The following is a 24,452-nucleotide window of genomic DNA, read 5'->3' as shown; positions in this document are numbered from 1 at the left end:
GCAGTGGCCCAGGCCGTGCTGGGCTTCCACTGCGAGGCCCGCTGGCTGCGCTTCGCCCACGCCCACCTGCACGGGATGTTCCCGTACCTGCCGCAGCGCCCGGCCTACAACAAGCGGCTGCGAGCTGCTTTGCCCCTGGTCAAGCGGGCCATCCGGTCGCTGGCCGCAGATACCGACCTGTGGCTGGACGATGTATGGATCGTGGACTCCACCCCCGTCGAGTGCGCCCGCTCCCGCGAGACGGTCAAGCGCTCCGACCTGGCCGGCTGGGCCAACTACGGCTACTGCCGCTCCCACTCCCGCTTCTACTGGGGCCTGAAGCTGCACCTGGTGTGCACTCCGGCCGGCCTGCCCGTCACCTGGGCCCTGGCCGACCCCAAGATCGACGAACGGCAAGTCCTGGCCGCTCTGATCGACGACGAACCGCATCTGGCAGCCGCCCGGCCGGGCCTGCTGATCCTGGCGGACAAGGGCTACATCGCCGCCGACCTCGACCGCTTCCTCACCGCCCGCGGCATCCATCTGCTGCGGCCCTCCTACCGCAACCGCGGCACCCCACAGCCCGCAGAAGCCCTGCTCAAGACGGTGCGGCAGCTGATCGAGTCGGTCAACGACACCCTCAAAGGCCAACTCGACCTGGAACAGCACGGCGGCCGGACCATCGAAGGCGTCGGCGTCCGTGTCGCCCAGCGGATCCTGGCAATGACCTGCGCGATCTGGCACAACCGCACCATCGGCGCACCCATCACCAGGTCACTGACCGCCTACGACCACTGAGCCACATCGGAACTACTCGTCTAGTGCTGTGTCAGGCGACGTTCGCCCTGGTGACGATCCAGCGTAGGCGCTCGTCGGCGGGATGCGCCATCACCGCACGCGGCTCCACGGGACCGAGGCGCCATCATGGGGGACATCCGGGATAGTGGACCCCGGATAGTCCGTACAGCCGAACCAGGCAACGAGCAGATGCGGGCGGCGACCCCGCTGCTGGGTGCGCACCGGGACGGGTACTGGCTGCGGCGCTTCATGCAGGAGGCAGAAGCTGACGGCCACCCTCGAAATGACGAGAGCCGACGCTGATCGACCGCAGGGGCACTCATCCGTCGGTTGACTGGAACACGGTCGGGCTGCTTCTGCCGGACACACCCTGGGTGTTCCGGTGCTCCGATAGCGAGCCGGCCGTGCTGCAGTACGCGGCCCTTCTGGTCGGCCGGTGCTCACTCCATCTGCAATCGGCGTCATCCTCCCCCTGGACGACGCCGATTTCCGGCTCGCCGTGCGGGCGCTGCAGGAAGCCGCGTACGGCGAAGCGGGCTGAACCTCAGCCATCCTCGTGGCGCCACGCGCGGCATCCGGTGCACGACCTGTTGCTGGCGCTGTTCGGCGTCGGCGCCAAGCGGGCGACCTGCTCGTGGGCCGCCTGGCCGACCACTCCCTGCGGGACACGCTGTTCTGCGGCCTGACGTCGCTCGTCGCGGTGCGCTGTTTCCCTCCTGATGAACACGCAGTGGACCGCGGCTGTAGCAGTGATCCTCCTGGGCACGGCGTTCGTGACCGGTTCCCCGCTCCAGCTGATGGTCATGGAGAAGGCGCCGGCGACCCCGTCCCTGGCCTCCTCCGCCAACCAAGGCGTTCAACCTGGCGAACGCCGGGGGCGCGTGGATCGAGGGTCTCGCCCTGGCGGCGGACCTCGGGGCAATGTCCCCGGCGGTCGCCGGCGCGGGCCTGGCGGTGCTCGGTCCGGGGGGCGGGTACGACCGGCTGAGGTGGACCGGCATCGGGTTACTCCGGAAGGTGCACGGGAGTCGGTCGTCGCGACACACGTGCCTCAGCGGTCTGAGTCGCTGCGGTCCTGAGTGGCGTCCACGTCGGGACCGGTCCCGACGTGGACCTCTACACGGCACCCGTGGTGGAGCACAGCGGCCGCACCGAGTGTCGCCGTCGTCTGCTCCCCGGACGGGCTGCCAGAGGAACCGGCGACCCGTCATGAAGAATCAGACGAGTGGAAGCGGGAAGCACTCGAGGCCCGTGTTTGCGCCAAGCTGGAACTTCGTGCCACCAATCGTGGCATCTACCTCAACCTCGCCGTTGATGCAGGCGACATCCTGCTGGACGCGGACTTGTGTGTCCGGTCCCGTCGGGGCAGCGGCAGCGGTGGAGACGGACCCCAACGTGAACAGCGCGGCCATGAGCATGGTGGTGGTCACGGCGGCCGAGTTGCGGCGAGTGCGCATGGAGCCTCCCGGAATGGGTTGATGTCTGTTCTCCGGGCATGCCCGCGCGACTCGTAGGAATGTCGTGTGACCTAATAAACCAGCAGATCGAAGGAGACGTCGCACCTCTGTGCCCCCAACCCGCGCATGTCTGGGCTGGGGGCGGACGTCATCGACTCCCGGGCCACTCATGCGCCGGCCCGGAGCTGATCCGGCGAGGTGCTATGGGGGATCGCTCGGCGTGTGCGGCGCGGACGACCGGGCGCGGCCGCGCACGGTGAGGCAGGGCTGGCTCCGGCCCCGATCGCTGAGGGAACGGAGATGCCCGGTGACGAAGGTCGTGGACGACAGGACGGGCGAGCAGCTTGCCGAGGACCTGCTGCAGGGCGTTGGTTGCCCAGATCCGCGCGACGCTCGGGTGGATCTTCGAGTGCGGCGCGGCCTAAGGGGGCTGAGGGCCGGGTCCGGGCTGGACCGGCGCGTCTTCTCTTCGCCGACGCTCGAACCGGAACCAGCGCAAGGGAGTTCGGCCTCATGGGCACGCTGATGGACCTGATGCGCGACAGCGGCATCGGAGTCGTCCTCACCGTCCACGGCACCTGGGAGCCGCACCCGGCCGCCCGCTGGGAGGACGCCTTCCTCAGCACCCTGGTGCGGCCGGGCGGCGATCAGCCTCGCTGAACAGCAATCACTCGCAGAAGAGGAAGGAACTCTACGAAAAAGTCTCGGATTTTACCCCTGATCACGCTTGTCTCCGACACGCTCGGGCTGACAGCGGCAGGTGTGGCCCCTGCCTCCGCCGCATCCGACACGCCTTTGCGGGTCATGCCGTTGGGCGACTCGATCACCTGGGGTGTGGGAAGCAGTACGGGCAACGGCTACCGGGCGCCGTTGTGGGACAGGCTTGCGGCGGACGGGCCATCCATTGGACTTCGTGGGCACCGGGCGGACCGGTTCGATGTCCGACCCCGACAACGAAGGCCACTCGGGGTACCGCATCGACCAGATCGCCGCACTCGCCGACGCCTCGCTCATCCGCTACCGGCCCAATGTCGTGACGCTGCATATCGGCACCAACGACCTTCACGGAGCCTCCGAGGTCAACACCGCCATCGCCCGGCTGAAGTCGCTGGTCAACCAGGTCACCGCCGATGTCCCCGACGCAACCGTCCTCGTGGCCTCCCTGGTCGTGTCCACCAGCGGCTCGGAGGAGCAGTACCGTGCCGCGTACAACCAGGCCCCCCGCCAAATCGTCAGCGAGGCACAGGCCGCGGGAAAGCACGTCGCACACGTGGACATGAGCGGCCTGACCACGGCCGACCTGGCCGACACCCTGCATCCCAACGACTCGGGCTACCAGAAGATGGCTGACGCCTTCCACCGCGGCATCCAGGCCGCGGATGGCGCCGGGTGGCTGAGGAACCCCGCCCCCGCCCCGGCACGCGTGCAGTCCGGCATCGCCGGCAAGTGCCTGGACGTCAACGGCGCCGCCACCATCGTCGGGACCGCCGTCCAGACGTGGAGCTGCGGCGACACGGCCAACCAGTTCTGGTCCGCCTACACCGACGGCACCGTGCGCTCCATGGGCAAGTGCCTCGACGCCGCCGGCTGGGGCACCACCAACGGCACCAAGGTACAGACCTGGTCCTGCCACGGCGGCGCCAACCCCCTGGGCGTGGGGAAGGGGCCGACGTGCACGGCGAACATTCGAACACGGCCAGGGGACGGGCGAGGTCCACCCCGACCAGCCGAGCCATCGGCGCAGCTGCAGCCCATCAGGCGATGTCGTGGACGTTGCACTCGGTCAGGTCGGACGCGTGCCGGGCAACAGCACGGTGGTCGGCACCGCCGTATCGGGACAGAGGTCGGTGAACACCTTCGCCATCTCGTCGTACTCGTGCCCCTCCGGGCGTTGTTGTCGGATCTGCGATCGCAACGGCCACTCCGCATCAGTCCGGCAGGCGATGCCCGCTGGTCGGCGCGAAGCGCCGCGCGGTATGGCTCAGCCGCTGGTGGTTCGCGTGCCCAGAGCGTGCCCGTAGACACGGACAACCCCGGTCAACAGTGGTGCGAACGGGCCCGCGCAAACGGTACCGACACGACGAATCCATGCAGTTCAGCGGTCATTCAGTCACCCAAGCGCCGTCGCTTCCCAAGCTGAGAGCGCGGGTTCGATTCTCGTCACACGCTCGGTCGGTGACTGGGCGGCCCAGGCCGCCCGGCTCGGGGCCCTTATGGGCCACGGCCGTCGACGCCAAGGGGAACAGCGTCACCCAGGGCGCTACAACTCCTGCCGCACCACGAGGTGACCTGGAAAGAGTTCCAGGCTCACGGCAACCCTTTGCGCAGCCTGTGACCACAAGGAATGGGATCCGGCCAGTTCCGGTGGCCGGGATCCGAGTTTCCACGTTGCACAGCATGCAAGGAGAACGCCTCCCCATGAACAACCCCACGAACGGCGGGCGCCGCGGGCGTCACCGCCGCCGCTGGACCGCCACTGGTCTGGTGCTCGGCGTGCCTGCCGTCCTCGTGCCGTATCTCCTTTTCGCGCAGGAGGACTCGCAGGCCGCGACGGTCGACGACGATGCCTATTACCGGCTGGTTTCCGTGCGCAGCGGCAAGGTGCTGGACGTCAGTAGCTTCTCCACCGCCGACGGCACCCGTATCCAGCAGTGGACCGACGAGAACACCGCCAACCAGCAGTGGAGGCTGCGGCCCACGGGGGACGGCTACTACGAGCTGGTGAACCGCAACAGCGGCAAGGTGCTGGGTATAGCGGGCAATTCCACCGCTCAGGGGGCCGCCGCCGAGCAGCAGACCGACAGCTCCGCCACTTCCCAGGAGTGGCGGATCAGCGAGGTGAGCGGTTCCGACGCCGTCACCCTCACCTCCCGCAGGAGCGGCCAGGTCCTGGACGTCTCCGCGGGCTCCACGGCCCAGGGCGCGGCGGTCGTCCAGTATCCGAGCCGGGGCAGCTCCAACCAGCAGTGGAAGCTGGTGAAGACGGACCGGACCCCGGCGTCCGGGTCCGGCACCGCGCAGACCACGGTCGCGGCCGGACCGTACGTATGGAAGAACGCCCAGGTGGTGGGCGGCGGTTACGTCACCGGCCTGGTGTTCAACCCCCGTGAGAAGGGTCTGCTGTACGCGCGCACCGACATGGGCGGCGCCTATCGCTGGGACACCGGGGCCGAGCAGTGGATTCCGCTGACCGACTGGCTCGGCGAGAAGGACTGGAACCTGCTGGGCATCGATTCGGTGGCCACCGACCCCGTCGACCCCAAGCGGCTCTACCTCGGGGCGGGCACCTACACCAACGAGTGGGCGGGCAACGGCGCGATCCTGCGCTCCACGGACCGGGGCCGCACCTTCAAGCGCACCGATCTGCCCTTCAAGGTGGGCGGCAACGAGGACGGCCGCGGGGCGGGCGAGCGGCTCGTGGTCGACCCGGCCGACCACGGCACCTTGCTGCTGGGCACCCGCAAGAACGGCCTGTGGCGCAGCACCGACTTCGGCGTGACATGGCGGCAGGTCTCCTCGTTCCCCGTCAAGGACGGGGCGAGCAGCGGCGGGGGCATCTCCTTCGTGACGTACGGCCCGGCCGGCAGCAAGACGATCTATGTCGGTGTCAACGACAAGTCGACCTCCCTGTACCGCTCCACCGACGGCGGCAGCACCTGGCAGGCCGTCTCCGGGCAGCCCACCGGCCAGCTGCCGCAACACGGCGTGCTCTCCGGTGACGGCTCGCTGTACCTGACGTACACCAACGCCCTCGGACCCAACGGCGTGACGGGGGGCTCGGTGTGGAAGTACACGCCGGCCCGCGGGGCGTGGAAGAACATCTCCCCGTCCGACGGCAACTACGGGTTCTCCGGTCTGGCCGTCGACCCGCGCAAGCCCTCCACGGTGATGGTCACCACCCTCGGCCGCTGGTACCCCCAGGACGAGCTCTACCGCAGCACCGACGGCGGCACGACCTGGAAGGCGCTGGCCGACAAGTCGGTGCGCAACGCCTCCGCCGCTCCTTACGTCGGCACTCACACCGGGCACTGGATGACCGCCCTGGCCATCGATCCCTTCAACTCCGGGCACGTGCTGTACGGCACCGGCAACGGCATCTTGCGCAGCAAGGACGCGGGCGCATCCGACAGCGGCGGTACCAGCCACTGGAGCATGGGCGCCCGAGGGCTGGAGGAGACGGCGCTGTTGGACGCGATCGCCCCTCCCGGCGGCGCCACCGTCATCACCTCCATGGGCGACCAGGGCGGCTTCCGGCACGACGACCTGACCAAGGTGCCGTCCGGGCGGCTGAAGAACCCGATGATGACCAACAGCACCGATATCGACTTCGCCCAGTCCAAGCCCTCGATGATGGTCCGCGTCGGCCGGGGCGGCGCGCAGGACGGCGCCTACTCCACCGACGGCGGCAGCAGCTGGAACGGCTTCAAGGCAGAGCCGGTGGCCGGTGCCCAGGACGGCCGTGTCGCGCTCGCGGCGGACGGCTCCACCATCGTCTGGACCCAGGCCGGTCAGGCCCCGTACCGCTCGACCGACAACGGGGCGAGCTGGTCGAGGGTCAGCGACCTGGGCAACGACGCCGTGGTCGTCGCCGACCGCTCCGCGGCCAGGACCTTCTACTCACTGTCCGGCGGCACGCTCTACGCCAGCACCGACGGCGGCGCGACCTTCACCGCCCGCGCCACCGGCCTGCCCTCCGGCCGGCTCACAGCCGTTCCCGGGATCTCCGGGGACCTGTGGATCGCCGGCAGCACCAAGGGGCTGCTGCACTCCACCGACGGCGGCCGCACCTTCACCACGCTCAAGACGGTGCAGTCCGCCTCCGCCGTCGGCTTCGGCAAGGCCAAGCCGGGCACCAGCAACCAGGCCCTGTACCTGATCGGCACCGTCAAGGACGTCACCGGAGTCTTCCGCTCCACCGACAAGGGCGCCACCTGGCTCCGCGTCAACGACAAGGCCCACCAGTGGGGGGCCATCGGCGGCGTCGGCGTCATCACCGGCGACCCCGACACCTACGGTCGCGTCTACGTCGGCACCAACGGACGCGGCCTGCAGTACGGCGACCCGTCCTGACCCCGACACCCGAGCGGGGCCGCAGGCACAACCGCCTGCGGCCCCGCCACGGCTGAGGGACCTCGCGAGGCGTGGGCCGCGCCTCCCCGATCGAGTGAGAAACCGACGAGACCGTCCTGCCCTCAACCGATCGGGCGTCTCCCTGCGTGGTGGCAGGGCTGGCGGGTTACGGGAGCGTGGTCCACTTCTGGTTGTTCTGGCCGTTGCAGGTCCACAGGATGACCGGGGTCCCGTTGGCGGAGCCGGCCTCGTTGGCGTCGAGGCACAGCCCGGCGTGGACGTTGCGGATCGACCCGTCGGCTCGCATGGTCCACTTCTGGTTGTTCTGGCCGTTGCAGGGCCAGATGACGACCGGCGTGCCGTTGGTGGTGCCCTGGCCGGAGGCGTCCAGGCACTTGTCGCCGTAGACGCGGATCTCGCCTCCGGCCCACGTGGTCCAGAGCTGGTTGGCGGCGGTGTGGCAGTCCCAGAGCAGCGTCTTCGACCCGGCCGCGGTGGCGGCGCCGTCCACGTCCAGGCAGCGGCCGGACCCGCCACCGCGCAGGCGCCCGGTGGTCGAGGCCAGCGGGCTGCCGCCGGTCATCTTGTACACGGCGACCCCGTGGGCCGGGACGCTCGCGGAGATCTGCCCGGACGTGCTCGACGTGCCGCCGGTCCACAGGTCGGTGAGGGTGAACGACCCTCCGGTCAGGCCGACCTGCGCGGCCGTGGTCGTAACGGTCGCGGTACTGCTCCCGCGGTTGAACAGACCCACGGCGACCGAGCCGTCGGACAGGCGCTTGGCGAACACCTCGGTGCTGCCGTCGTCGCGCACCCTGCGCCCGCCCGCTCCCAGCGGGTCCTGGTTCACCGCCAGCAGCCGCGGGTTGCGCAGGATCGCGCTCACGTCGGCGGACATGGTGCGGATGTCGTTGCCGGCCATGAGGGGGGCCGAGAGCAGTGCCCACAGGGCGAAGTGGGAGCGGGACTCGGTCAGTGACAGACCGGGGCGGCCGACGACGAGCATGTCGGGGTCGTTCCAGTGCCCCGGGCCCGACTGCGCCGCCAGGGGCGCGGTGACGTCCAGGACGTTGCCTACGCCCATGGGGTAGCTGTTGGTGTTGCCGTTCTGCCAGATGTCGAGCAGGTCCTCGGTCGTCCGCCACAGGTCGGCGATCTCGCCCCAGTTGTACTTGTCGCCGGTGGGGGCGTGGAAGCTGTTGGGGTTGATGCTGTAGACGATCGGACGGCCGGTGGCGCGCAGGGCGTCGCGCATGGTCGTGAACTGTGCGATCTGCTCGTTGAGAGTGCCGCTGCCGGAGCACCAGTCGTACTTGAGGTAGTCCACGCCCCAGGAGGCGAACGTGGCGGCGTCCTGGGCCTCATGTCCCTTGCTGCCGGTGGAGCCGGGGTAGGTGCCCACGCCCTGGGCGCACGTTTTCTCGTTGGGTGCCTGGTAGATGCCGAACTTCAGGCCCTTGCCGTGGATGTAGTCCCCGAGCGCCTTCATCCCGCTGGGGAACTTGGCCGGATTGGCCCGCAGGTTGCCCGCCGCGTCGCGCTGGGGGTCGAACCAGCAGTCGTCGACGACCACGTACCGGTAGCCGGCGGCCCGCATGCCCGAGGACACCATCGCGTCGGCGGCCTGGCGGACCTGCGCCTCGGTGATCCCGCATCCGAAGCTGTTCCAGCTGTTCCAGCCGAGCGGCGGGGTGAGCGCGGGGCTGCCCGGCGCGGCCTGGGCGGTCGTGCCGGCGGAGGCGGTGACGCAGGCGCTGAGCGTCAGTGCGGTGGCCGTGAGGAGACGCAGCAGTCGTCTGTGCAGGGGAACCATGGGGGTTCCTTCCTGGCCCGCAAAGCGGAAGCCGCTTTGCGGGCCTGATCGGGGGGTCATGAGCCTGTGATCATGTGCGCGGGTCAGCGCTGCAGGGTGAGGAGACCCGGCCGGTACGGCAGTTTCAGGTAGTCGGTGCCGTCCGATGCGGGGGTCCTGCCCTGGTAGAGGAACTGCAGGTTGCAGGGGTCGACGGTCATGGTCTGGTCGGGGTTGGTGCGGACCAGGTCACCGTGGCTGATGTCGTTGGTCCAGGTGGCACCGCTGTTGGCCTTGCCGGCGAAGGGGCTGCTCTCGCTGCCGGCCTGGAGGGTCCACGGGCCGTTCAGGCTGGAGGCCGTGAACGAGCGGAAGTAGCGCCCGTTCGCACCCATCGCCTCAACGATCATGAGGTACTGGTTCTGGCCCTGGACCTTGTAGACCTCCGGCGCCTCGAACAGCTTTTCCTTCGTGTCGCTCATGACCGTGGTGTACGACGAGCCGAAGCTGCCCGGGAAGTTCCCGATCGGCATGGTCGACTTGTAGATTTTGCCGTTGTCATCGGCGAAGAACATGTACATGTTCTGGCCGTCGGCGATCATGGTCGGGTCGATCGGGCCGCCTTCGGGGAGGCTGCCGGTGAACAGCGGCTGCGGCGCGGACCAGCCGTTGGGGTTGGTGGGGTCGCTGGACGTGCGATAGACGAAGGGCCAGGCGGTACCCCACCCGTTCGAGGTCAGCACCCAGATGTTCTTGGGCGCGAAGTAGAACAGTTTGGGCGCCACCGCCGAGCCCTGGCTCATCCCGGTCTGGGTGGCCGTCGCCATGTCCGACCAGTTCGTGAAGGGACGGAACGCCATCGTGCCCCACGACGATCCGTCAGAGGTGGTCGCGTAGACCAGCTGCTTGCCGTTGTACGGCACGGTGGTGAAGTCCTTCAGCGCGACCCAGCCGTTCGACGGCTGCGCCAACGGGCCGGTCGACGCCCACCGGTATGTCGACGGAAGAGCACACGTGCCGCCCGGCGGTGCGGACAGGCCGGTCCACTTCTGGTTGCTGCCGCCGTTGCAGTTCCAGAGCTGCACCGCCGTGGCGTTGGCCGTAGCACCGCCGCTGACGTCCAGGCACAGCCCCGACTGCACGCCGACGATCGTGCCGTCGGAGTTCACCCGCCACTGCTGGTTCGTACCGCCGTTACAGGCCCAGATCTGCACCCGGGTCCCGGCCGTGGTGGCGTGGCCCGGTACATCCAGGCACTTGTTGCCGTACACGGTGAGCTGGTTGTTGTCCGTCAGCGTCCACTGCTGGTTGGTCCCGCCCGTGCAGTCCCAGATCTGCAGGTTCGTGCCGTCGGTCTGGCTGGCGTTCGGCACATCGAGACACCGGCCGGAACCAGCGCCGCGCAAGGCGCCGCTGGTGGCCGCCTGAGCCGGGTTGGCGACGAGCGTCGCCGCCGAAGCGACCAGGGTCGCGAGCACCACAGACAGATGCCTGCGGCTGAAACCACGTCTGCGCATGGGGGGTCTCATTCCTTGAGTAAGCGGTTCCGGCTGGCCCCGTCAGAGGCTGTCCGGACTGTTGATGCGCTGGGACCCGACCTTGACGTTCGGTATATCGAACGATGGTCGAAGTGTCGCGCAAGTGGGAGGGGGGAGATCGACCGCGATCTGCTTCCGGGAGGGCCTCAGTTCCTCACGACACGCCACCGGTTGTCGGCGGTGCCGTCGTCTGAGTCCTGGACCGCGAACGCGCCGACAGCGGTGGAGTTGTTCGCGATGGCGAGCAGCTTGCCGCTGTGCCCGTTGCGGATCTTGTAGGTCCCGTCTCCCTGGTCGAGCAGCGTCCAACGATGGTCGGCGGTGCCGTTGTCCGCCCACTGCAGGACGGTCGCGTTGTCCGCCGTGGACATGTCCTGGACACCGAGCACCTTGCCGCTGTGGGCGTTGCGGAAGCGGAACCCGTTTCCGTCGGGGATCATTTGCCAGTCGTGGTCGGCGGTGCCCGAGTCGTTCCACTGCAGAGCGCGGCCACCGTCGGCCGTGGACATGTTCTGGATGCCCAGCACGAGACCGCTGCCCACGTTGGCGAGACGGACGGTGCCGCTGGTGTTCCAGTAGACGGTGTAGTTGTGGCCGTGCGCGTCGTGGAACGGGCCCAGGTTGACGGTGGAGCCGTTGGCGGTGGCGGTGAAGGCGAGCGACGTGCTGCTGGTCCGTGTGATCGAGGACGTGTCCAGCGTCGGGAGGGAGTTGAGCGCGGAGTTGCCGTAGTTGCCGGACAGGACCACTGGGCCGTAGGTGATCGCGGCGACGTTCGCGTTGTCGTTGGCCGCTCGCATGACGACCCGCATGGGCAGGCGGACGGTGACCGTGTCGCCGGAGGTCCAGGAGCGGGTCAAGGTGGCGTAGCCGCCGGGTGTGGTGGTGATGTTCTGCGCCGCGCCGTTGACGCTGATGGTGGCCCCGGCGGTCCAGCTCGGGATGCGGATGCGCATCGCCCAGGTTCCGCTGACGTTCCCGGTGACCCGCAGGGTCGTGGTGTCGCTGACGGGGTAGGTCGTGGTCTGGGTGACCGTGATTCCGCGCTCCGACCAGTTGAGCACCGAGGGCACGAACATGTTCACGATCAGTGTGTTGTCACTGCGGTAGTAGATGGAGTCCATCAGCCTGGTGTGCATCTCCAGGCCCGTGCCCTGGCAGCACCAGAAGGTGCCGTAGTCGGTGCTCCAAGTGCCGCCGCCCCACGCCGGGCCCACACCGCGTCGGCCTCCCGGGTTGAGCGGGGTGAAATAGGTGACGTGGCCGTGGTCGTCTGCCGGGTTCTGCTGGCCGATCATCTGGTTCAGCCACGCCTGCTCGTAGTAGTCGAACAGGGCGGCCCGGTTCGGGTCCAGTGCGAACAGCTCCCGGGTGAGGGTGAGCATGTTGAAGGTGTTGCAGCTTTCGCACGTGTCGTTGTTCAGGTAGCCGGCGATGGCGTTCGGGGCGCGGAAGTGCTCTGCCTGGCTGTTGCCGCCGATGGCATAGGTGTGGTTGTTGACGCAGAAGGTCCAGGCATTGGTGGCGATGTCCCGGTACCGAGTGGTACCGGTGGCCTTGTACTCCCGGGCGGCGCCGATCCACTTGGGTACCTGGGTGTTGGCGTGCAGTCCGCTGAGCTGGTCCTGGTTGGACGCCAGGGGGTCGAACACCGCGGCGTGGTCGAACCGTTGGGCAACGGTGAGCCACCGCGCGTCGCCTGTCTGCTGGTAGAGATCGGTCAGCACGGTGTTCATGCCGCCGAACTCGGTTTGCAGCATGGCCTGCATCTGCTGGTTGCTCAGCCGGCCGGTGCGCCGGTCGACCCATCCCGCCAGGGCGAGCAGGACGTCACGGGCTTGTGTGCTGCCGATGTGGCGCCACACGTCCAGCAGGCCGGCAAGGGTCTTGTGGATGGTGTAGTACGGCACGTTGCCGTTGCTCAGGGTCCGCTGCTCGAGAGCGGTGAAGTCGGACTCGGGGTAGCCGGAGAGGTACCCGGCGCTGAAACCGGCGGCACTGTTGTTGGCCTGGCATTTGGCCAACTCCGCAACCATATGGGTTGCCTTGTCCCGGCAGGTGGTGTCCCCGGTCACCGCGTAGAGCTGTGCCCATGCCGTGAGGAAGTGCCCTTGGGCGTGGGTGCGGAAGGGGAACGTCGGCGCGTCCCAGCCGCCGTTGGCAGCCGCGCCGTTCGTGGACAGCCGGTGGTTGGCGCGGAAGTTGTACAGCAGCCGGTCGACATCGACGAACCGCAGGTAGCTCCGCGTACGGTCCTGGTTGTCCAGCCAGCGGCTCGCGGTGAGCCGGACCTGGTCGAGCGCGAAGGGGTGCGCGGACACCCCGATGTCGGCCCTTGCGGGAGGGACGGCCGCTTGGGCGGGGGACGCGCCGATGAAGGATCCGGTGGCAGAGGCGACGGCCGTGGCCCCGGCTCCTTGCAGGAGGCGCCGTCTGCTGACGGAGGAAGACATCTTGCACCTTTCGGTGGGGGGAGAGTGACTGCGTGGTCGTCGGTGCGTTCGCTCGCATGTCGGGCGGTCGGGTGCAGCACGTCACGGGCTTGTCTGCTGCCGATGTGGCGCCATACGTGGCAGGTCGGCGACGTCACAGCGGAGCTGTTGGTGGCGGCCACCGTCCCGGCCACCATGCCGGCGGGAACCGATGCGCGTGAGACTCCTCCGGCACTGCAGCTGTTCCTGTTCGCTCGTCGGAACTCCGTCCGGAGTCGGCGACTGTGGGCCAGGCGGCCGCTCTGCTGGGCAACGAGGCGTGGGATTCATAGGCGTCTCGGTCCCATCAGCCTTCTCCACTGACACATGGGATGGATTAACGGATACGAACGTTGCCTCTGTCTAGTCTCGCGACACGAAAGACTTGGATCCTTGTGGATGTGCGTCCGGCCCGCGCTCTGACGCCGAGTCAAACATGGGATTGCCGAGAAGGAGTGTGAGGAGTGCGAGAGCTGGATAACGTCAGCTTGAACTGTCGGCGGGGCTCCCGCCCCGTCTGCGCCGCTCCAGATGAACGCGCGGATACCGACATCAGCCCGTGCCCGCACGGACCATGTGTCCGGGCACTTGAGTAGAACCGAGGAATCCCCTTGTCCTACAGTGCCCGTGCAGGCGGCCTGGAACGGCACACTGCCGAAGAGGTCCTCCGCATCGAGCCCTGGGGACCGGACGCCGTCCGGGTCCGGGCCTCCTCGGGGACCATCGACCCCACCGCCCCGGGCGCGCTGGAGAGCCCTCCCTCGCCTTCCCCGCAGGCCGAAGTGTCCGTATCGGATGACGGCTGTGCCCGACTGCTCAACGGCCGCCTCATCGTCGAGGCCTCGTCCGACGGTCGGCTGAGGTTCCGCCACGCCGTCTCGGGCCGTGAACTCCTCGCGGACAAGGACCCCTACACGCATCACGCGGGCCCGCGCGTCCACGCGGCGGGCGGCCGGACGGAGCAGCACTTCGAGGCGTACGACGGGGAACGGCTGCACGGCCTCGGGCAGCATCTGCACGGGCGCCTGGACCAGAAGGGCTGTGTGATCGACCTCGTTCAGGGCAACACCGTGGCCGCCCTCCCCTTCCTGCACTCCTCGCGCGGCTACGGACTGCTGTGGAACAACCCCGCCACCGGCCGCGTCGAACTCGGCGCCGACACCACCCGGTGGACCGCCGACGCCGGCGGGCGCGTCGATTACTGGGTCACCGCCGGCGACACCCCGGCCCAGATCCTCGATGCCTACACCCTGGTCACCGGACGCCCGCCCCTCCTCCCGAGTGGGCGTCCGGTTTCTGGCAGTCGAAACTGCGGTACCGCACCCAGGACGAACTCCTCGCGGTGGCACGGCAGCACAAGGAGCGCGGACTGCCGCTGTCCGTCATCATCTGCGACTTCTTTCTTCCCTGTCCGAAGATGGGCGACTGGCGTTTCGAGGAGAGCGAGTGGCCCGAGCCCGCGGCCATGGCCGAGGAGTTGGCCGGCCTCGGGGTGAAGCACGCCGTCTCGGTGTGGCCGACCGTCGAACCCGGCAGCGACACCTACGACGAGCTGCGCACCTCCGGACGCCTCGTTCGGGACGCGGACGGCGGTCTGCTCACCTTCGCGTGGCCGTCCCGGGAGGCCGGGGAGGCGCTGACGCTCCCGATGGCGTACTACGACGCCACCCACCCCGGAGCTCGGCCGCGCTGTGGCAGCGACTGAACGACAACTACCGGTCAGTGGGCGTGGGTTGCTTCTGGCTTGACGCTTGCGAGCCCGATCTGTCCCGGCGGTCGCCGACCGCGCCGTCTACGCGGCCGGACCGGCCGCCGAGGTCGCGAACCTCTACCCCCTGTTGCACACCCGCGCGGTGGCCGACGGCCTGCGCGCGGCGGGTGAGGACCGGCCGCTGTCGCTGGTCTGCTCCGCGTGGGCGGGCAGCCGGCGTCACGGGGCCCTGCTGTGGTCCGGTGACATCCCCACCACCTCTTCGACTCCCTCGCGCGCCAGATAAGGGCAGGACTGAACGTCGCGATGAGCGGCATCCCCTGGTGGAACACCGACATCGGCGGCTCGGCGGCGGCGACCCGGACGACCCCGCGTACCGCGAGCTGCTGATCCGCGGGTTCCCGTACGGCACCTTCAGCCCCGTCATGCGGCTGCACGGAGACCGAAAGCCCAACCAGCCCACATTCTCCGCGGACATGGCCGGCGGTCCGACGAAGTCTGGTCCTACGGAGAAGAGGCATACCGCATCCTCCGCGACCACCTGATGCTCCGCGAGCGGCTGCGCCCGTAGCTGATGCGGCTGTCCGAGGAGGCCCACCACACCGGCGCCCCGGCGATGCGTCCGCTGTTCTTCGACTTCCCCGAGGACGAACAGGCATGGGACGTGGACGACCAGTTCCTGCTCGGCCCCGATGTGCTGGCGGCACCCGTGTACGAGGCGGGCGTGCGGGCCCGCGTGTATCTGCCGGTCGGCGCGCGGTGGATCGACGTGGTCACCGGACGCGTGCTGGAGGGCGGTACGCGGCTGGACGCGGAGACCTCACTGGAACGGATCCCCGTGTTCATACGGGAAGGGGCCGACGTCACAGACTGGCTCAGCTGACGTCCTTCGAGTACGGGCGATCTGCGGTTCATCGCGCGGCCGGCCCAGGCCGGGATTCACCGGCCCCGACACGCGTGGGCGGCGCAGCGCGGGCGTGGGCCGCAGCTCCTTCAACCAGATGATGCCGCGAGCGGCATTCCGCGGCAGACTCTGTGGCGTTCCCGCTCCCGCGCTTCCACGGCCGGCGAAGGCCATCCAACTCGCCGTCGAATACGACCCCGAGCCGCCCTTCGGCCCTTCAGATGCTGCCAGGCGGGACACTGACATTTTGCGAGCTGGCCGCCGTGTGATCGCCTGCGCCGCGCTGTAGTGCGGCTCCCTCAGTCGCGGTGAGGGACAGCGGTCCGAGACCTCCGGTGTCAAGGGGCGGGTAAGCAGTTGTCAAGAGTTGCGGACCGGTCGCAGGCCGTTGCCCGGCGCACGGCACCCTGATCACGAGGCTGCGGGCATCGGTTGCGTCCGTCACCGGTGTCTGCGGCGCTTTCTGGCCACACGGTCGTCGCCAGGAGGGGACGTAGCATCGCGGCCGTGAAGGTGAAAGGGCTGGTGCTGGTCGTTGACGATGACGCGGCCATCCGGCGTTCCCTGGAGCGTGGCCTGCGGCTGAACGGCTTCTCCGTTGTGCCGGCCGAGAGCGGCCGTGCGGCTCTGGAGGCGGTGCGCGACCGGGTGCCGGACGTGGTGGTGCTGGACATCTCCATGGATGGCCTGAGCGGCATCGAGGTGTGTCGCAGGCTCCGGGACGACGGCAACGACGTCCCCGTGCTGATGCTCTCCGCCCTCGACGAGGTCGCCGACCGGATCACCGGACTCCAGGCGGGCGGTGACGACTATCTCGTCAAGCCCTTCGCCCTCCAGGAACTGGTGCTGCGGCTGAGCGCGCTGCTGCGCCGCCGCCCGCCCGCCACCGACGACCGGGTACGCGTCGGGCCCCTGGTCCTGGCACCGGCCGCCCGCGAGGCGCACATCGACGGGGAACCGCTGAAGCTCACCCGGCGCGAGTTCGAGCTGCTGGAGGTCCTGGCCCGCAACGCCGGGATCGTACTGACACGGGATCAGCTTCTGGATCTGGTGTGGGGTTACGACTTCGAGGTGCGCACCGACGCGGTGGACACCTTCGTCAGTTACCTGCGCCGCAAGCTGGAGGCCGACGGGCGGCCCCGGATGCTGCACACCGTGCGCGGGGTCGGCTTCGTCCTTCGGCTGCCCCGGGACGGCACGCCATGAGGCTGTCCACGCGGATGGCGATCGCTGTCGGCGTCACGGTGCCGCTGCTGGTCCTCGCCTCGGGCCTGCTGCTGCTGGGACTGGTCGCCAAGGACCTGCACCAGCAGCAGGACGCCCAGCTGCACGACCGGGCCGCAGCCGTCACCCCGGACGCCAAGGCGCTGCTGCGGGCCGCCGCGTCGGACCGGCCCCCGTCCGTCGAGCATGCCCGCGAGCGGCGGCTGTTCGCGGCAGCGCTCGACGTGGGCGTACGGCTGACGGACCCCGCGGGCACGGTGACCGCCGGCGGACCCCAGCCGGACGCGTCCGTGCCGCTGCCGCCGAACGCCGCCACGCCCGTCACCGTACGAGCGGCCGACGGCGCGAGCTGGCGGGTGCTGTCGGTGCCGGTGGCCGTCAATCGCCCAGTGATGGACGGCACCCTGTGGTTGTTCTCCCCGGACACCGCCAAGCAGGCGCAGATCAGGCTGGTGCGCGGCCGGGTGGTGACCGTCGCGATGCTCGCCGCCCCGCTCGCCGGGGCCGTGGGGTGGGCCGCCGCGGCCGGTGCCGCGCGGCCCCTGCGGCGTCTGCAGCGCCGTACCAGCGGCCTCGACCCGAGGACGAGCGCCGCCCGCCTGGATCACACCCCCACCGGGATCGCCGAGGTGGACGACCTGGCCCGGACGATCCGTACCGTGCTGGAGCGCTACGACCAGCAGGCAGCGCGTACCGTGGAGGCGCTGGAGGTGGCCCGCTCGTTTTCCGCGGCCGCTTCGCACGAGTTGCGCACGCCGCTGATGAGCATGCGGACCAACCTGGACATTCTCGCCGAGCATCCTGATCTGGCGGATCCGGACCGCGCTGAGGTGCTGGCGGACCTGCGGCGCGAGCACACGCGGCTGCTGGGGCTGCTGGTGATGCTCCGGGCGCTGGCCCAGGGCGACCTGGTCGAGGCGGACGCCTTCGGCCCGGTCGATCTGGCCGAGGTGGTGGACGCGTCGGTCGCCGGCCTGCGCCGCGGACACCCGGACGTGGAGGTGACGGTGACGGGCTCCCCGGGTCTGTGGACGCACGGCTGGGAGCAGGGGCTGCGATCCGCGGTGGACAACCTGTTGACCAACGCCTGTATCCACGGGCGGTTCGAAGACCGGCCGGCCCGCATCGACGTGGCCCTCTGCCAGGAGGGGCAGGCAGCGGTGCTCATGGTGGACGACCACGGGCCGGGCATCCCCCCTGAACGGCGGGATGTCGTGTTCCAGCGATTCCACCGCCGTCCCAGCAGTCCCGGGTCGGGGCTGGGGCTCACTCTCGTCGCCCAGCAGATCGCGCTGCACCGGGGCACCGTCTCGGCTGTGGACCGCCCGGACGGGCGGCACGGCGCGCGGTTCGTAGTGCGCCTTCCGACGACGGCGGATTACACCCTGCGGCCGCTGCGCGGGGACTGGCTGTCGGCACCCGGGACGTCACAAGGTTTCCACAAAGAGGGCTCCTAGCTTCCTTCCCGTCAGCAGGACGCCGCATAGGAAGGAACGCATCATGCGACCCAGGAAGATCGTTGTCATCTCTGTGGCGGTGGCCGCCCTACTGGGCGTTGCCGGGACCGCCGCAGCGGAGAGCAGCAGCACGGCCGCGTCCCACAAGCCCGCCACCACCACTGCTGCGAAGGACGGCGCGAACAAGCTGTGCAAGCGCGCTCCGAAGACCGAGCAGCGGATCGAGCGGAAGCTCAAGCGGTTGGAGGGGTCGGGGAAGGGCTCCATCGCCCAGCTGGAGAAGCGGGCCGCCAAGACCAAGGCGGACGGGCAGGCGGCCGTCGCGAAATACCTCGACGACGAACTGGCCTTCCGCAAGTCCCTCGTGCCGTCACTCCAGCAGCGTGAGAAGGACCTGGCCAAGGTGCGGAGCTGGTGCGCGACCGTCAAGGACGGGCACTCCGCCTGACCAGTACCGGAAAGGCCCCTGAACCCGCCCCCGCAGGGCCGCGCGCTGCGGGAGGGCCGCGCGCCCGGCCGACGGCATCGGCACGCACGGCAGCATCCACCGGACGTCGCGGCGCTGCTCCGGCCGGTTCAGGGGCCGGGCGACGAGCGGGCCAAGACGGCTGTTCCGGCGGCTCGACAAGGTGGCCACCGACCCGACCGCCGTAATGGCCGGCAACGCCTCGCTGCTGGAGAACCAGGCGTCCGCCGTGTTCCTTTCGGTGGCCGGCCGGACCATCTCGGTGGCGTCGAGCGCTGCGGCATAGGCTTCGCCCGCGCTCTCGGTCAGGTATGGGGACAAGCGCAGCAGAATCCGCCCTTCGAGGTGGGTGCTCGGCGTGGGCCGGTGAGCGGGAGGCGGAGGCGTGCAGGCGCACGGCGCGAGTGTGGGCGGCATCAAGCACCGGGAAACGCCTCGATCGCGCCGCCGAGATGGACGCTGCCGGGATCGGGTGCGGTGACCGTGCCACCGTCGATCCGGCGGTCCTCGATGGTCAGCTTGCGGCGGTAGCCGCCCTGTGCCCCCAGGAGCCCGTCCGGATCCGCGTGGCGGTCGGGCGACCGTCACCGACGAGGCCGAAACCGTCTTCCGCCTCGTCGAGGGCGCAGGACTCCCCGTGGAGAAGGCGGTCCTCTGCGGTGCCGGTGTACCGGTCCTGATGGTGCCCGGCGCTGAACGGCAGAGGGACCGGCTCCTCAGGGAGAGCCGAGAGCACGATGGTGACCAGCATTCCGGCGCTGGCCAGGACCGCGGTCGTGCGCAGATGCTGCAGGGCGCTCCGCCTCGGGGATCGGCCGATGTTCGGCATCACTACTCCAGCTCTCACCGAGGGTGCGGCGGGCCGGCTCGCAAGGGGCGCCGCCCCGCCGCGTGGTCCGGGTCGGTCAGAGGTCGAACTCGTGCGGCGGCAGATCGAGGGCGCAGCACGCCTCGCGCACGATGGCCTGCTCGTCCTTGTCGAAATCACCGTCGGCACCGCCGATGACGATGCCGATCTACGGGTTCGTGGAATCCTGGCGCGGTTGCGGAAGGAACCCAAGGGGCATTCGGTCTGTTCACCGGGATTCTGTAGTGGTTCGCGGTCATCACGGACGGGCCAAAGTTCTGGGCATCCGTCCACAGGTGTCGACGGCCGCCCCGACGGACGCGGGACTTGAGGCCATGGCCACCTGAAATTCCGGCGGTCTCTGCCTCTCGTCGATGCTGGGCTACCCGCCGGACGGCCGAGCTCGAAGCTGAGGCTGTCGCCCGAGGAGTTCAGCCAGGCCCTGTCGGGTGGTGGCGAGGACCACGCGGTCCTCGGGGCGCAGGACGTAGCCGGGGTGGAGGTCCGTCTGAGTCCGGTGGTCGGTCTGCGCCGCCGTGGGCTGGGGTGATGGAAAGGTCGGGATGCCGGTCGTTTGGTTCTGTGTCCAGGGCGATGACACGCCAGGCGCCGGCCCGGAACGATTCGGCGATCGTGCGTCCTTCGAGGCGGAGGTGCCCGGCGACGTTGAGGGCGGCGAAGACAGTATGCGGCGTTCGACCGGGATGGCTCCAAGGATCTGGCGGCCCACAGGCGACCGCCCCTAAAGCGTGAGCTTGAACCCTTCGTGGCTGCGTGCGAAGCCCAGTGCGGCATAGAAGCGGTGTGCGTCCTGACGCTGTTTGTTGCTGGTCAGCTGCACCAGCGCGCAGCCACGCGAACGTGCCCTCGTGATCGCGCGCGCCATCAAGGTCCGGCCGATCTGAACCAATACCGGGAATCAGGCGGCGACGAGCTCCTGCTCGCGGTCCGGCGTCTTGACCTTGGGCTTCTTGTTCGGCAGCGAGAGCCTGAAGACCTTGTGCCACGCGGAGAACACCTGCTTGGGCAGCGGCCCGGTGACGTACTCCAGCTCGTACTTCTCGAACAGCGCGCGCACCTTCACCGCGACCTCGGCGTACCGGTTGCTCGGCAGGTCCGGGAACAGGTGGTGCTCGATCTGGTGTGACAGGTTGCCGGTCATGAAGTGCATGGCCTTGCTGCCACTGATGTTCGCCGAGCCCATCATCTGGCGCAGGTACCACTGGCCGCGCGTCTCGCCCTTGATCGACCGGCGCTCGAAGACCTGTACGCCCTCGGGGAAGTGTCCGCACATGATCACCGAGTGGGTCCAGATGTTGCGGACCAGGTTCGCGGTGAACGTGGCGGCGAGCGTGGGGAGGAACGACGGGCCCGACAGCAGCGGGTGGATCACGTAGTCCTTGAGCACCTGCTTGCGGATCTTGCGGCCCACGGCCTTGGCCCGCGCGCGGAACTCTGGGTTCTTGCGGCGGCGCTTGTGCAGGTTCTTGCCGAGCTCCAGATCGTACGCTGCGATGCCGTACTCGAAGAAGCAGGCGTTGATGAAGTTCCACAGCGGCTGGCCGAGGTGGAACGGGTGCCACTTCTGGTCCTCGTCGACGCGCATGATGCCGTAGCCGAGGTCGTTGTCCTTGCCGATCACGTTGGTGTACGTGTGGTGCAGCTCGTTGTGCGAGTGCTTCCACTGATCGGCCGGCGAGACGTGATCCCACTCCCAGGTGGTGGAGTGGATCTTCGGGTCCCGCATCCAGTCCCACTGGCCGTGCAGGATGTTGTGGCCGATCTCCATGTTGTCCATGATCTTCGCCACGGACAGACCGGCGGTGCCGATCAGCCACGCGGGCGGGAAGATCGAGAACAGCAGCACGCCCCTGCTGACCAGCTCGAGCTTGCGCTGCGCCGAGATGACCTTACGGATGTAGGCGGCGTCTTTCTCGCCGCGGCCGGCGATCACCTCGTCGCGGATCGCGTCCAGCTCCCGGCCAAGCTCCTCGATCTGCTCCGCGGTCAGGTGGGCGGTGGGGTCGATGGCGCTCAAGGTGCTCCTACCGTTCGATGTCGCAGGGGCCCGCCGCGGCGGACACGCAGGTCTGGATGAGGACGCCCGGCTCGGCCTCGGTGATCTCGCCGGTGCGCAGGTCGCGGACGGCGCCCGTCTTGAGCGGCGTGATGCAGCCGAAGCAGATGCCCATGCGGCACCCGGAGGGCATGAGCACGCCGGCCTCCTCGCCGATGTCCAGCAACGGCGTGGCGCCGTCTGCGTCGACGGTCTTGCCGGTGGCGCTGAACGTGACCTCGCCGCCGTCGCCGGCGACGACGATACTGGGGCGGAAGCGTTCGGTGTGCAGGCGCTCTTGGACGCCGTGCTCGGTCCAGTGCTCTTCGGCGGCGTCGAGCAGGCCCGCGGGCCCGCAGGCCCAGGTCTCGCGCTCGGCCCAGTCGGGCACGAGTTCGTCGAGACGGGCGATGTCGAGCATGCCGTCGGTGTCGGTGTGCACCTCGGTGAGCCGCAGCTTCTTGTCCGCGACCAGGTCGTGCAGTTCGTTGCGGAAGATCACGTCTTGCGGCTGTGGCGCGCAGTGGACCATGACGACGTCGTCGAACTCGGTGTCGCGCAGCATGCCCATCACGGGCGTGATGCCGCTGCCGGCCGTCAGGTAGAGCACCTTGGCGGGCTTGGCCTGCGGCAGCACGAAGTCACCGGTCGGCTGGTCGAGCTGGATCAGCGTGCCCGGTTTCGCCCTGCGGACCAGGTGGTTGCTGACCTTGCCGTCCGGGATCGCCTTCACGGTGATTGTGACGCGGCCGTCCTGGCGGTTTGTCGGCGAGGTGATGGAGTAGGCACGCCACAGGCGCACCCCGTCGACGTCGACCCCGATCCGCACGTACTGACCGGCTGTGTGGCCGCGCCAGCCCCGTCCCGGCCTGATCACGATGGTCGCGGCGTCACCCGTCTCGGGGTGCACGGCCTCGATGCGCCCACGCAGGTCAGCGCCCGCACGCAGCGGGCTGACCAGGTCGAGGTAGTCCGACGGCAGCAGCGGCGTCGTGACCATCTCCAGCAGTTTCCACGCCCTGCTGCGCAGGGCTGCACTCGTCATGACTCCAGCTTGCTGCGCCTCAAGGCGTAAAGTCCTGACCACAGGACGTAAATCTGGCTGGCTGAATTGTTCGCAGGGAATAGAAACGTGAGCCATGCAATCCAGAGGGCCAGCGAACTGGCCCTGGATGAGACGACGGTCACCGCACTGCGGGCCGCGCTGAAGACCACCGCCGACGAGGTCGTCCAGGCGATCATCGACGAGGTCCCTCCCTACGCCAACGCCCTTTCGGGCCACATGGGCGCCACCATCCGCCGAGCCGTCCGCACCGCCCTGGGGCACTACCTGGACCTCGCGAGCGGGAACGCCACAGGCGGCGACGCCGGTGACGCGGCCTACGAGCTGGGCCGCGGCGAGGTGCGCGACGGCCGTTCGATGGACGCCCTGCTCAGCGCCTACCGCGTCGGCGCCCGCGTGGCCTGGCGATGCCTGGCAGCGGGTGCCGTACCCGCAGGTCTGCCCGCTGCCGAGGTCGCCAAGTTCGCCGAGCTGACCTTCGCATACATCGACGAGCTCTCCGCCGCGAGCGCCGCGGGCCACGCCGACGAACTGGCCGCCCGGGGCAGGGCCCACGAGCGCCACCTGGAACACCTGGCCCGCGACCTCCTCGCCGGCGCGAGCCCGGACGTGCTCCTGGCCTCCGCTCAACGGGCCGGGTGGCAGCCTCCGGTCTCACTGACCGCGGTCCTGCTGCCCGCCGACCAGGCCCGGCCTGCCTATCGCACGCTCGACCCGAGCACCCTCGTCCTCGACGATCTGCCGGACGCCACCGGGGTGCTGCTCGTCCCCGATGCCGACCGATCACATCTCTTGCGGCAGCTGACCGACCGCACCGCCGTGGTCGGCCCGGCCCGGCCATGGACTCGTGCGTCCGCCTCGTACGCACGAGCCGCACGCGCGCGCTCCCTCTCCTCCGATATCCGCGACACCGAGGACCACCTGCCCGAGCTGGTGCTGAGCGCCGACGTGGACGCGTTCGCAGACCTGCGAGCCCGAGCCCTCGCACCGTTGCGAACCTTGCCTGTCGCGACCGCACGGCGGCTGGAGGAGACGTTGCGGGCGTGGTTGCTGCACCAGGGCAGGCGGGACGAGGTGGCGGCGGCGTTGTTCGTCCATCCCCAGACAGTCCGGTACCGGATGTCGCAGCTGCGGGAGCTGTTTCCGGATCTCGCATCGCCACACCGGGTGCTTGAACTGACGCTGGCGGTCGGTCTTCGGGGCAGCTGATGCGTACTTCGACCGTCCACGACCGTGTCCGCGAGCGGTCCAGGAATCGTGCCTCGTTCTCGGTGCCATCAGCTGGCGCTCATGCGGCCCGGGGAAGAGCGGTATGAGTCAGCTGAAACCGGGGGTTGATGTGAGGACCAGACAACGACTGGATCCGGTGGACGATGCGCACCGGCCCGCTCGTCGACGCGCTCATCGAGCATCTGATCGGTGATATGGGCCGCTATGCCCTAAAAACAGCTTTCATGTCGTCGTGGAGGGCGCTGTCCTGGCATGAACTGACCCACGGGCGCGCGGCGGGCTGCAGCTGGGTGACCGGCGGGGCGGCCAGGCCGGGTCACCAGAGGCGGGGGGCCAGGCCGCTCGCGCCGGGGACCACCGTGGTTCTGCGACGGCCCCGTGCCTCCCTT

General features: G+C 69.2%; 18 protein-coding genes and 6 pseudogenes. 15 read left to right on the top strand and 9 right to left on the bottom strand.

What is annotated here, in order from left to right:
• The coding region (locus CA983_RS05190; protein WP_086599696.1) for an IS982 family transposase at positions 1-777 on the top strand (777 nt) is incomplete at its 5' end.
• A gap of 587 nt (positions 778-1,364) precedes the next feature.
• Positions 1,365-1,856, top strand: a pseudogene (locus CA983_RS47635) (MFS transporter); the annotation flags it as partial.
• A gap of 138 nt (positions 1,857-1,994) precedes the next feature.
• Here the strand turns inward: CA983_RS47635 and CA983_RS05180 are convergent.
• Complete coding sequence (locus CA983_RS05180; RefSeq protein WP_086599691.1) at positions 1,995-2,234, bottom strand: hypothetical protein; 240 nt, start codon at positions 2,232-2,234, stop codon at positions 1,995-1,997.
• A 513-nt stretch (positions 2,235-2,747) separates the two neighbouring features.
• Here CA983_RS05180 and CA983_RS46125 point away from each other — a divergent pair.
• The 3 genes and pseudogenes from CA983_RS46125 (at position 2,748) to CA983_RS05170 (ending at position 7,304) form a co-directional block, all read left to right on the top strand.
• On the top strand, positions 2,748-2,894 hold the full coding sequence (locus tag CA983_RS46125; RefSeq protein WP_158101829.1) for a hypothetical protein: 147 nt from the start codon (positions 2,748-2,750) through the stop codon (positions 2,892-2,894).
• A 174-nt stretch (positions 2,895-3,068) separates the two neighbouring features.
• Positions 3,069-3,879 (top strand): annotated as a pseudogene (locus CA983_RS05175) (GDSL-type esterase/lipase family protein); the annotation flags it as partial.
• 773 nt (positions 3,880-4,652) lie between these two features.
• Positions 4,653-7,304: an RICIN domain-containing protein gene (locus CA983_RS05170; RefSeq protein ID WP_086599690.1), complete on the top strand. Its 2,652-nt coding sequence runs from the start codon at positions 4,653-4,655 to the stop codon at positions 7,302-7,304.
• A 166-nt stretch (positions 7,305-7,470) separates the two neighbouring features.
• Here the strand turns inward: CA983_RS05170 and CA983_RS05165 are convergent, their stop codons facing one another.
• The 3 genes from CA983_RS05165 to CA983_RS05155 all read right to left on the bottom strand — a co-directional run bounded on the left by CA983_RS05165 (position 7,471) and on the right by CA983_RS05155 (position 13,087).
• Positions 7,471-9,117, bottom strand: a complete 1,647-nt coding sequence (locus tag CA983_RS05165; RefSeq protein WP_086599689.1) for a glycoside hydrolase family 27 protein — start codon at positions 9,115-9,117, stop codon at positions 7,471-7,473.
• Positions 9,118-9,200: 83 nt separating this feature from the next.
• Positions 9,201-10,613 (bottom strand): non-reducing end alpha-L-arabinofuranosidase family hydrolase, encoded by a 1,413-nt coding sequence (locus tag CA983_RS05160; RefSeq protein WP_086599688.1) that lies wholly within the window; start codon positions 10,611-10,613, stop codon positions 9,201-9,203.
• A 167-nt stretch (positions 10,614-10,780) separates the two neighbouring features.
• A complete protein-coding gene (locus CA983_RS05155; protein ID WP_086599687.1) occupies positions 10,781-13,087 on the bottom strand; it encodes a beta-L-arabinofuranosidase domain-containing protein in 2,307 nt (768 codons plus the stop codon).
• Between the two features lie 629 nt (positions 13,088-13,716).
• Between CA983_RS05155 and CA983_RS49125 the strand changes: the two are divergent.
• From CA983_RS49125 to CA983_RS48855, 9 genes and pseudogenes are all read left to right on the top strand, one after another.
• A pseudogene (locus CA983_RS49125) lies at positions 13,717-14,190 on the top strand (glycoside hydrolase family 31 protein); the annotation flags it as partial.
• A gap of 32 nt (positions 14,191-14,222) precedes the next feature.
• Positions 14,223-14,810 (top strand): TIM-barrel domain-containing protein, encoded by a 588-nt coding sequence (locus CA983_RS49120; RefSeq protein ID WP_341866643.1) that lies wholly within the window; start codon positions 14,223-14,225, stop codon positions 14,808-14,810.
• 46 nt (positions 14,811-14,856) lie between these two features.
• Positions 14,857-15,102 (top strand): TIM-barrel domain-containing protein, encoded by a 246-nt coding sequence (locus CA983_RS49115; RefSeq protein ID WP_341866641.1) that lies wholly within the window; start codon positions 14,857-14,859, stop codon positions 15,100-15,102.
• Between the two features lie 37 nt (positions 15,103-15,139).
• Positions 15,140-15,361: a hypothetical protein gene (locus CA983_RS49110; protein WP_341866640.1), complete on the top strand. Its 222-nt coding sequence runs from the start codon at positions 15,140-15,142 to the stop codon at positions 15,359-15,361.
• 29 nt (positions 15,362-15,390) lie between these two features.
• The gene (locus CA983_RS49105; RefSeq protein ID WP_341866639.1) at positions 15,391-15,699 is read left to right on the top strand and encodes a hypothetical protein; all 309 of its coding nucleotides are present in this window, start codon (positions 15,391-15,393) and stop codon (positions 15,697-15,699) included.
• 534 nt (positions 15,700-16,233) lie between these two features.
• Positions 16,234-16,926: a response regulator transcription factor gene (locus tag CA983_RS05145; RefSeq protein ID WP_086599695.1), complete on the top strand. Its 693-nt coding sequence runs from the start codon at positions 16,234-16,236 to the stop codon at positions 16,924-16,926.
• Positions 16,923-18,401, top strand: a complete 1,479-nt coding sequence (locus CA983_RS05140) for a sensor histidine kinase (RefSeq protein ID WP_086599686.1) — start codon at positions 16,923-16,925, stop codon at positions 18,399-18,401. The genes CA983_RS05145 and CA983_RS05140 overlap by 4 nt, the downstream gene beginning before the upstream one ends.
• Before the next feature lie 43 nt (positions 18,402-18,444).
• On the top strand, positions 18,445-18,849 hold the full coding sequence (locus CA983_RS05135; protein ID WP_086599685.1) for a hypothetical protein: 405 nt from the start codon (positions 18,445-18,447) through the stop codon (positions 18,847-18,849).
• 181 nt (positions 18,850-19,030) lie between these two features.
• Positions 19,031-19,153 (top strand): hypothetical protein, encoded by a 123-nt coding sequence (locus CA983_RS48855; RefSeq protein ID WP_279628420.1) that lies wholly within the window; start codon positions 19,031-19,033, stop codon positions 19,151-19,153.
• A 619-nt stretch (positions 19,154-19,772) separates the two neighbouring features.
• Here CA983_RS48855 and CA983_RS05125 read toward each other — a convergent pair.
• The 5 genes and pseudogenes from CA983_RS05125 to CA983_RS05105 form a co-directional block, all read right to left on the bottom strand.
• A pseudogene (locus CA983_RS05125) lies at positions 19,773-19,883 on the bottom strand (TerB family tellurite resistance protein); the annotation flags it as partial.
• A gap of 213 nt (positions 19,884-20,096) precedes the next feature.
• Positions 20,097-20,444, bottom strand: a pseudogene (locus tag CA983_RS47630) (potassium transporter TrkA); the annotation flags it as partial.
• Between the two features lie 12 nt (positions 20,445-20,456).
• Positions 20,457-20,615, bottom strand: a pseudogene (locus CA983_RS05115) (GNAT family N-acetyltransferase); the annotation flags it as partial.
• Positions 20,616-20,633: 18 nt separating this feature from the next.
• Positions 20,634-21,752, bottom strand: a complete 1,119-nt coding sequence (locus tag CA983_RS05110; protein ID WP_086599683.1) for a fatty acid desaturase family protein — start codon at positions 21,750-21,752, stop codon at positions 20,634-20,636.
• Positions 21,753-21,759: 7 nt separating this feature from the next.
• The gene (locus CA983_RS05105; protein ID WP_086599682.1) at positions 21,760-22,815 is read right to left on the bottom strand and encodes a ferredoxin reductase; all 1,056 of its coding nucleotides are present in this window, start codon (positions 22,813-22,815) and stop codon (positions 21,760-21,762) included.
• Positions 22,816-22,902: 87 nt separating this feature from the next.
• On the opposite strand from CA983_RS05105, the gene CA983_RS05100 reads away from it, so the two are divergent.
• Complete coding sequence (locus tag CA983_RS05100; RefSeq protein WP_086599681.1) at positions 22,903-24,042, top strand: PucR-like N-terminal domain-containing protein; 1,140 nt, start codon at positions 22,903-22,905, stop codon at positions 24,040-24,042.
• The last annotated feature ends 410 nt before the right edge of the window (positions 24,043-24,452 follow it).

Source organism: Streptomyces swartbergensis, assembly GCF_002148965.1.
In the GTDB taxonomy this organism is placed as follows: Bacteria; Actinomycetota; Actinomycetes; order Streptomycetales; family Streptomycetaceae; genus Streptomyces; species Streptomyces swartbergensis.
The sequence above is the reverse complement of the archived record's forward strand: the minus strand, read 5'-3'. Positions and strand labels throughout refer to the sequence as shown.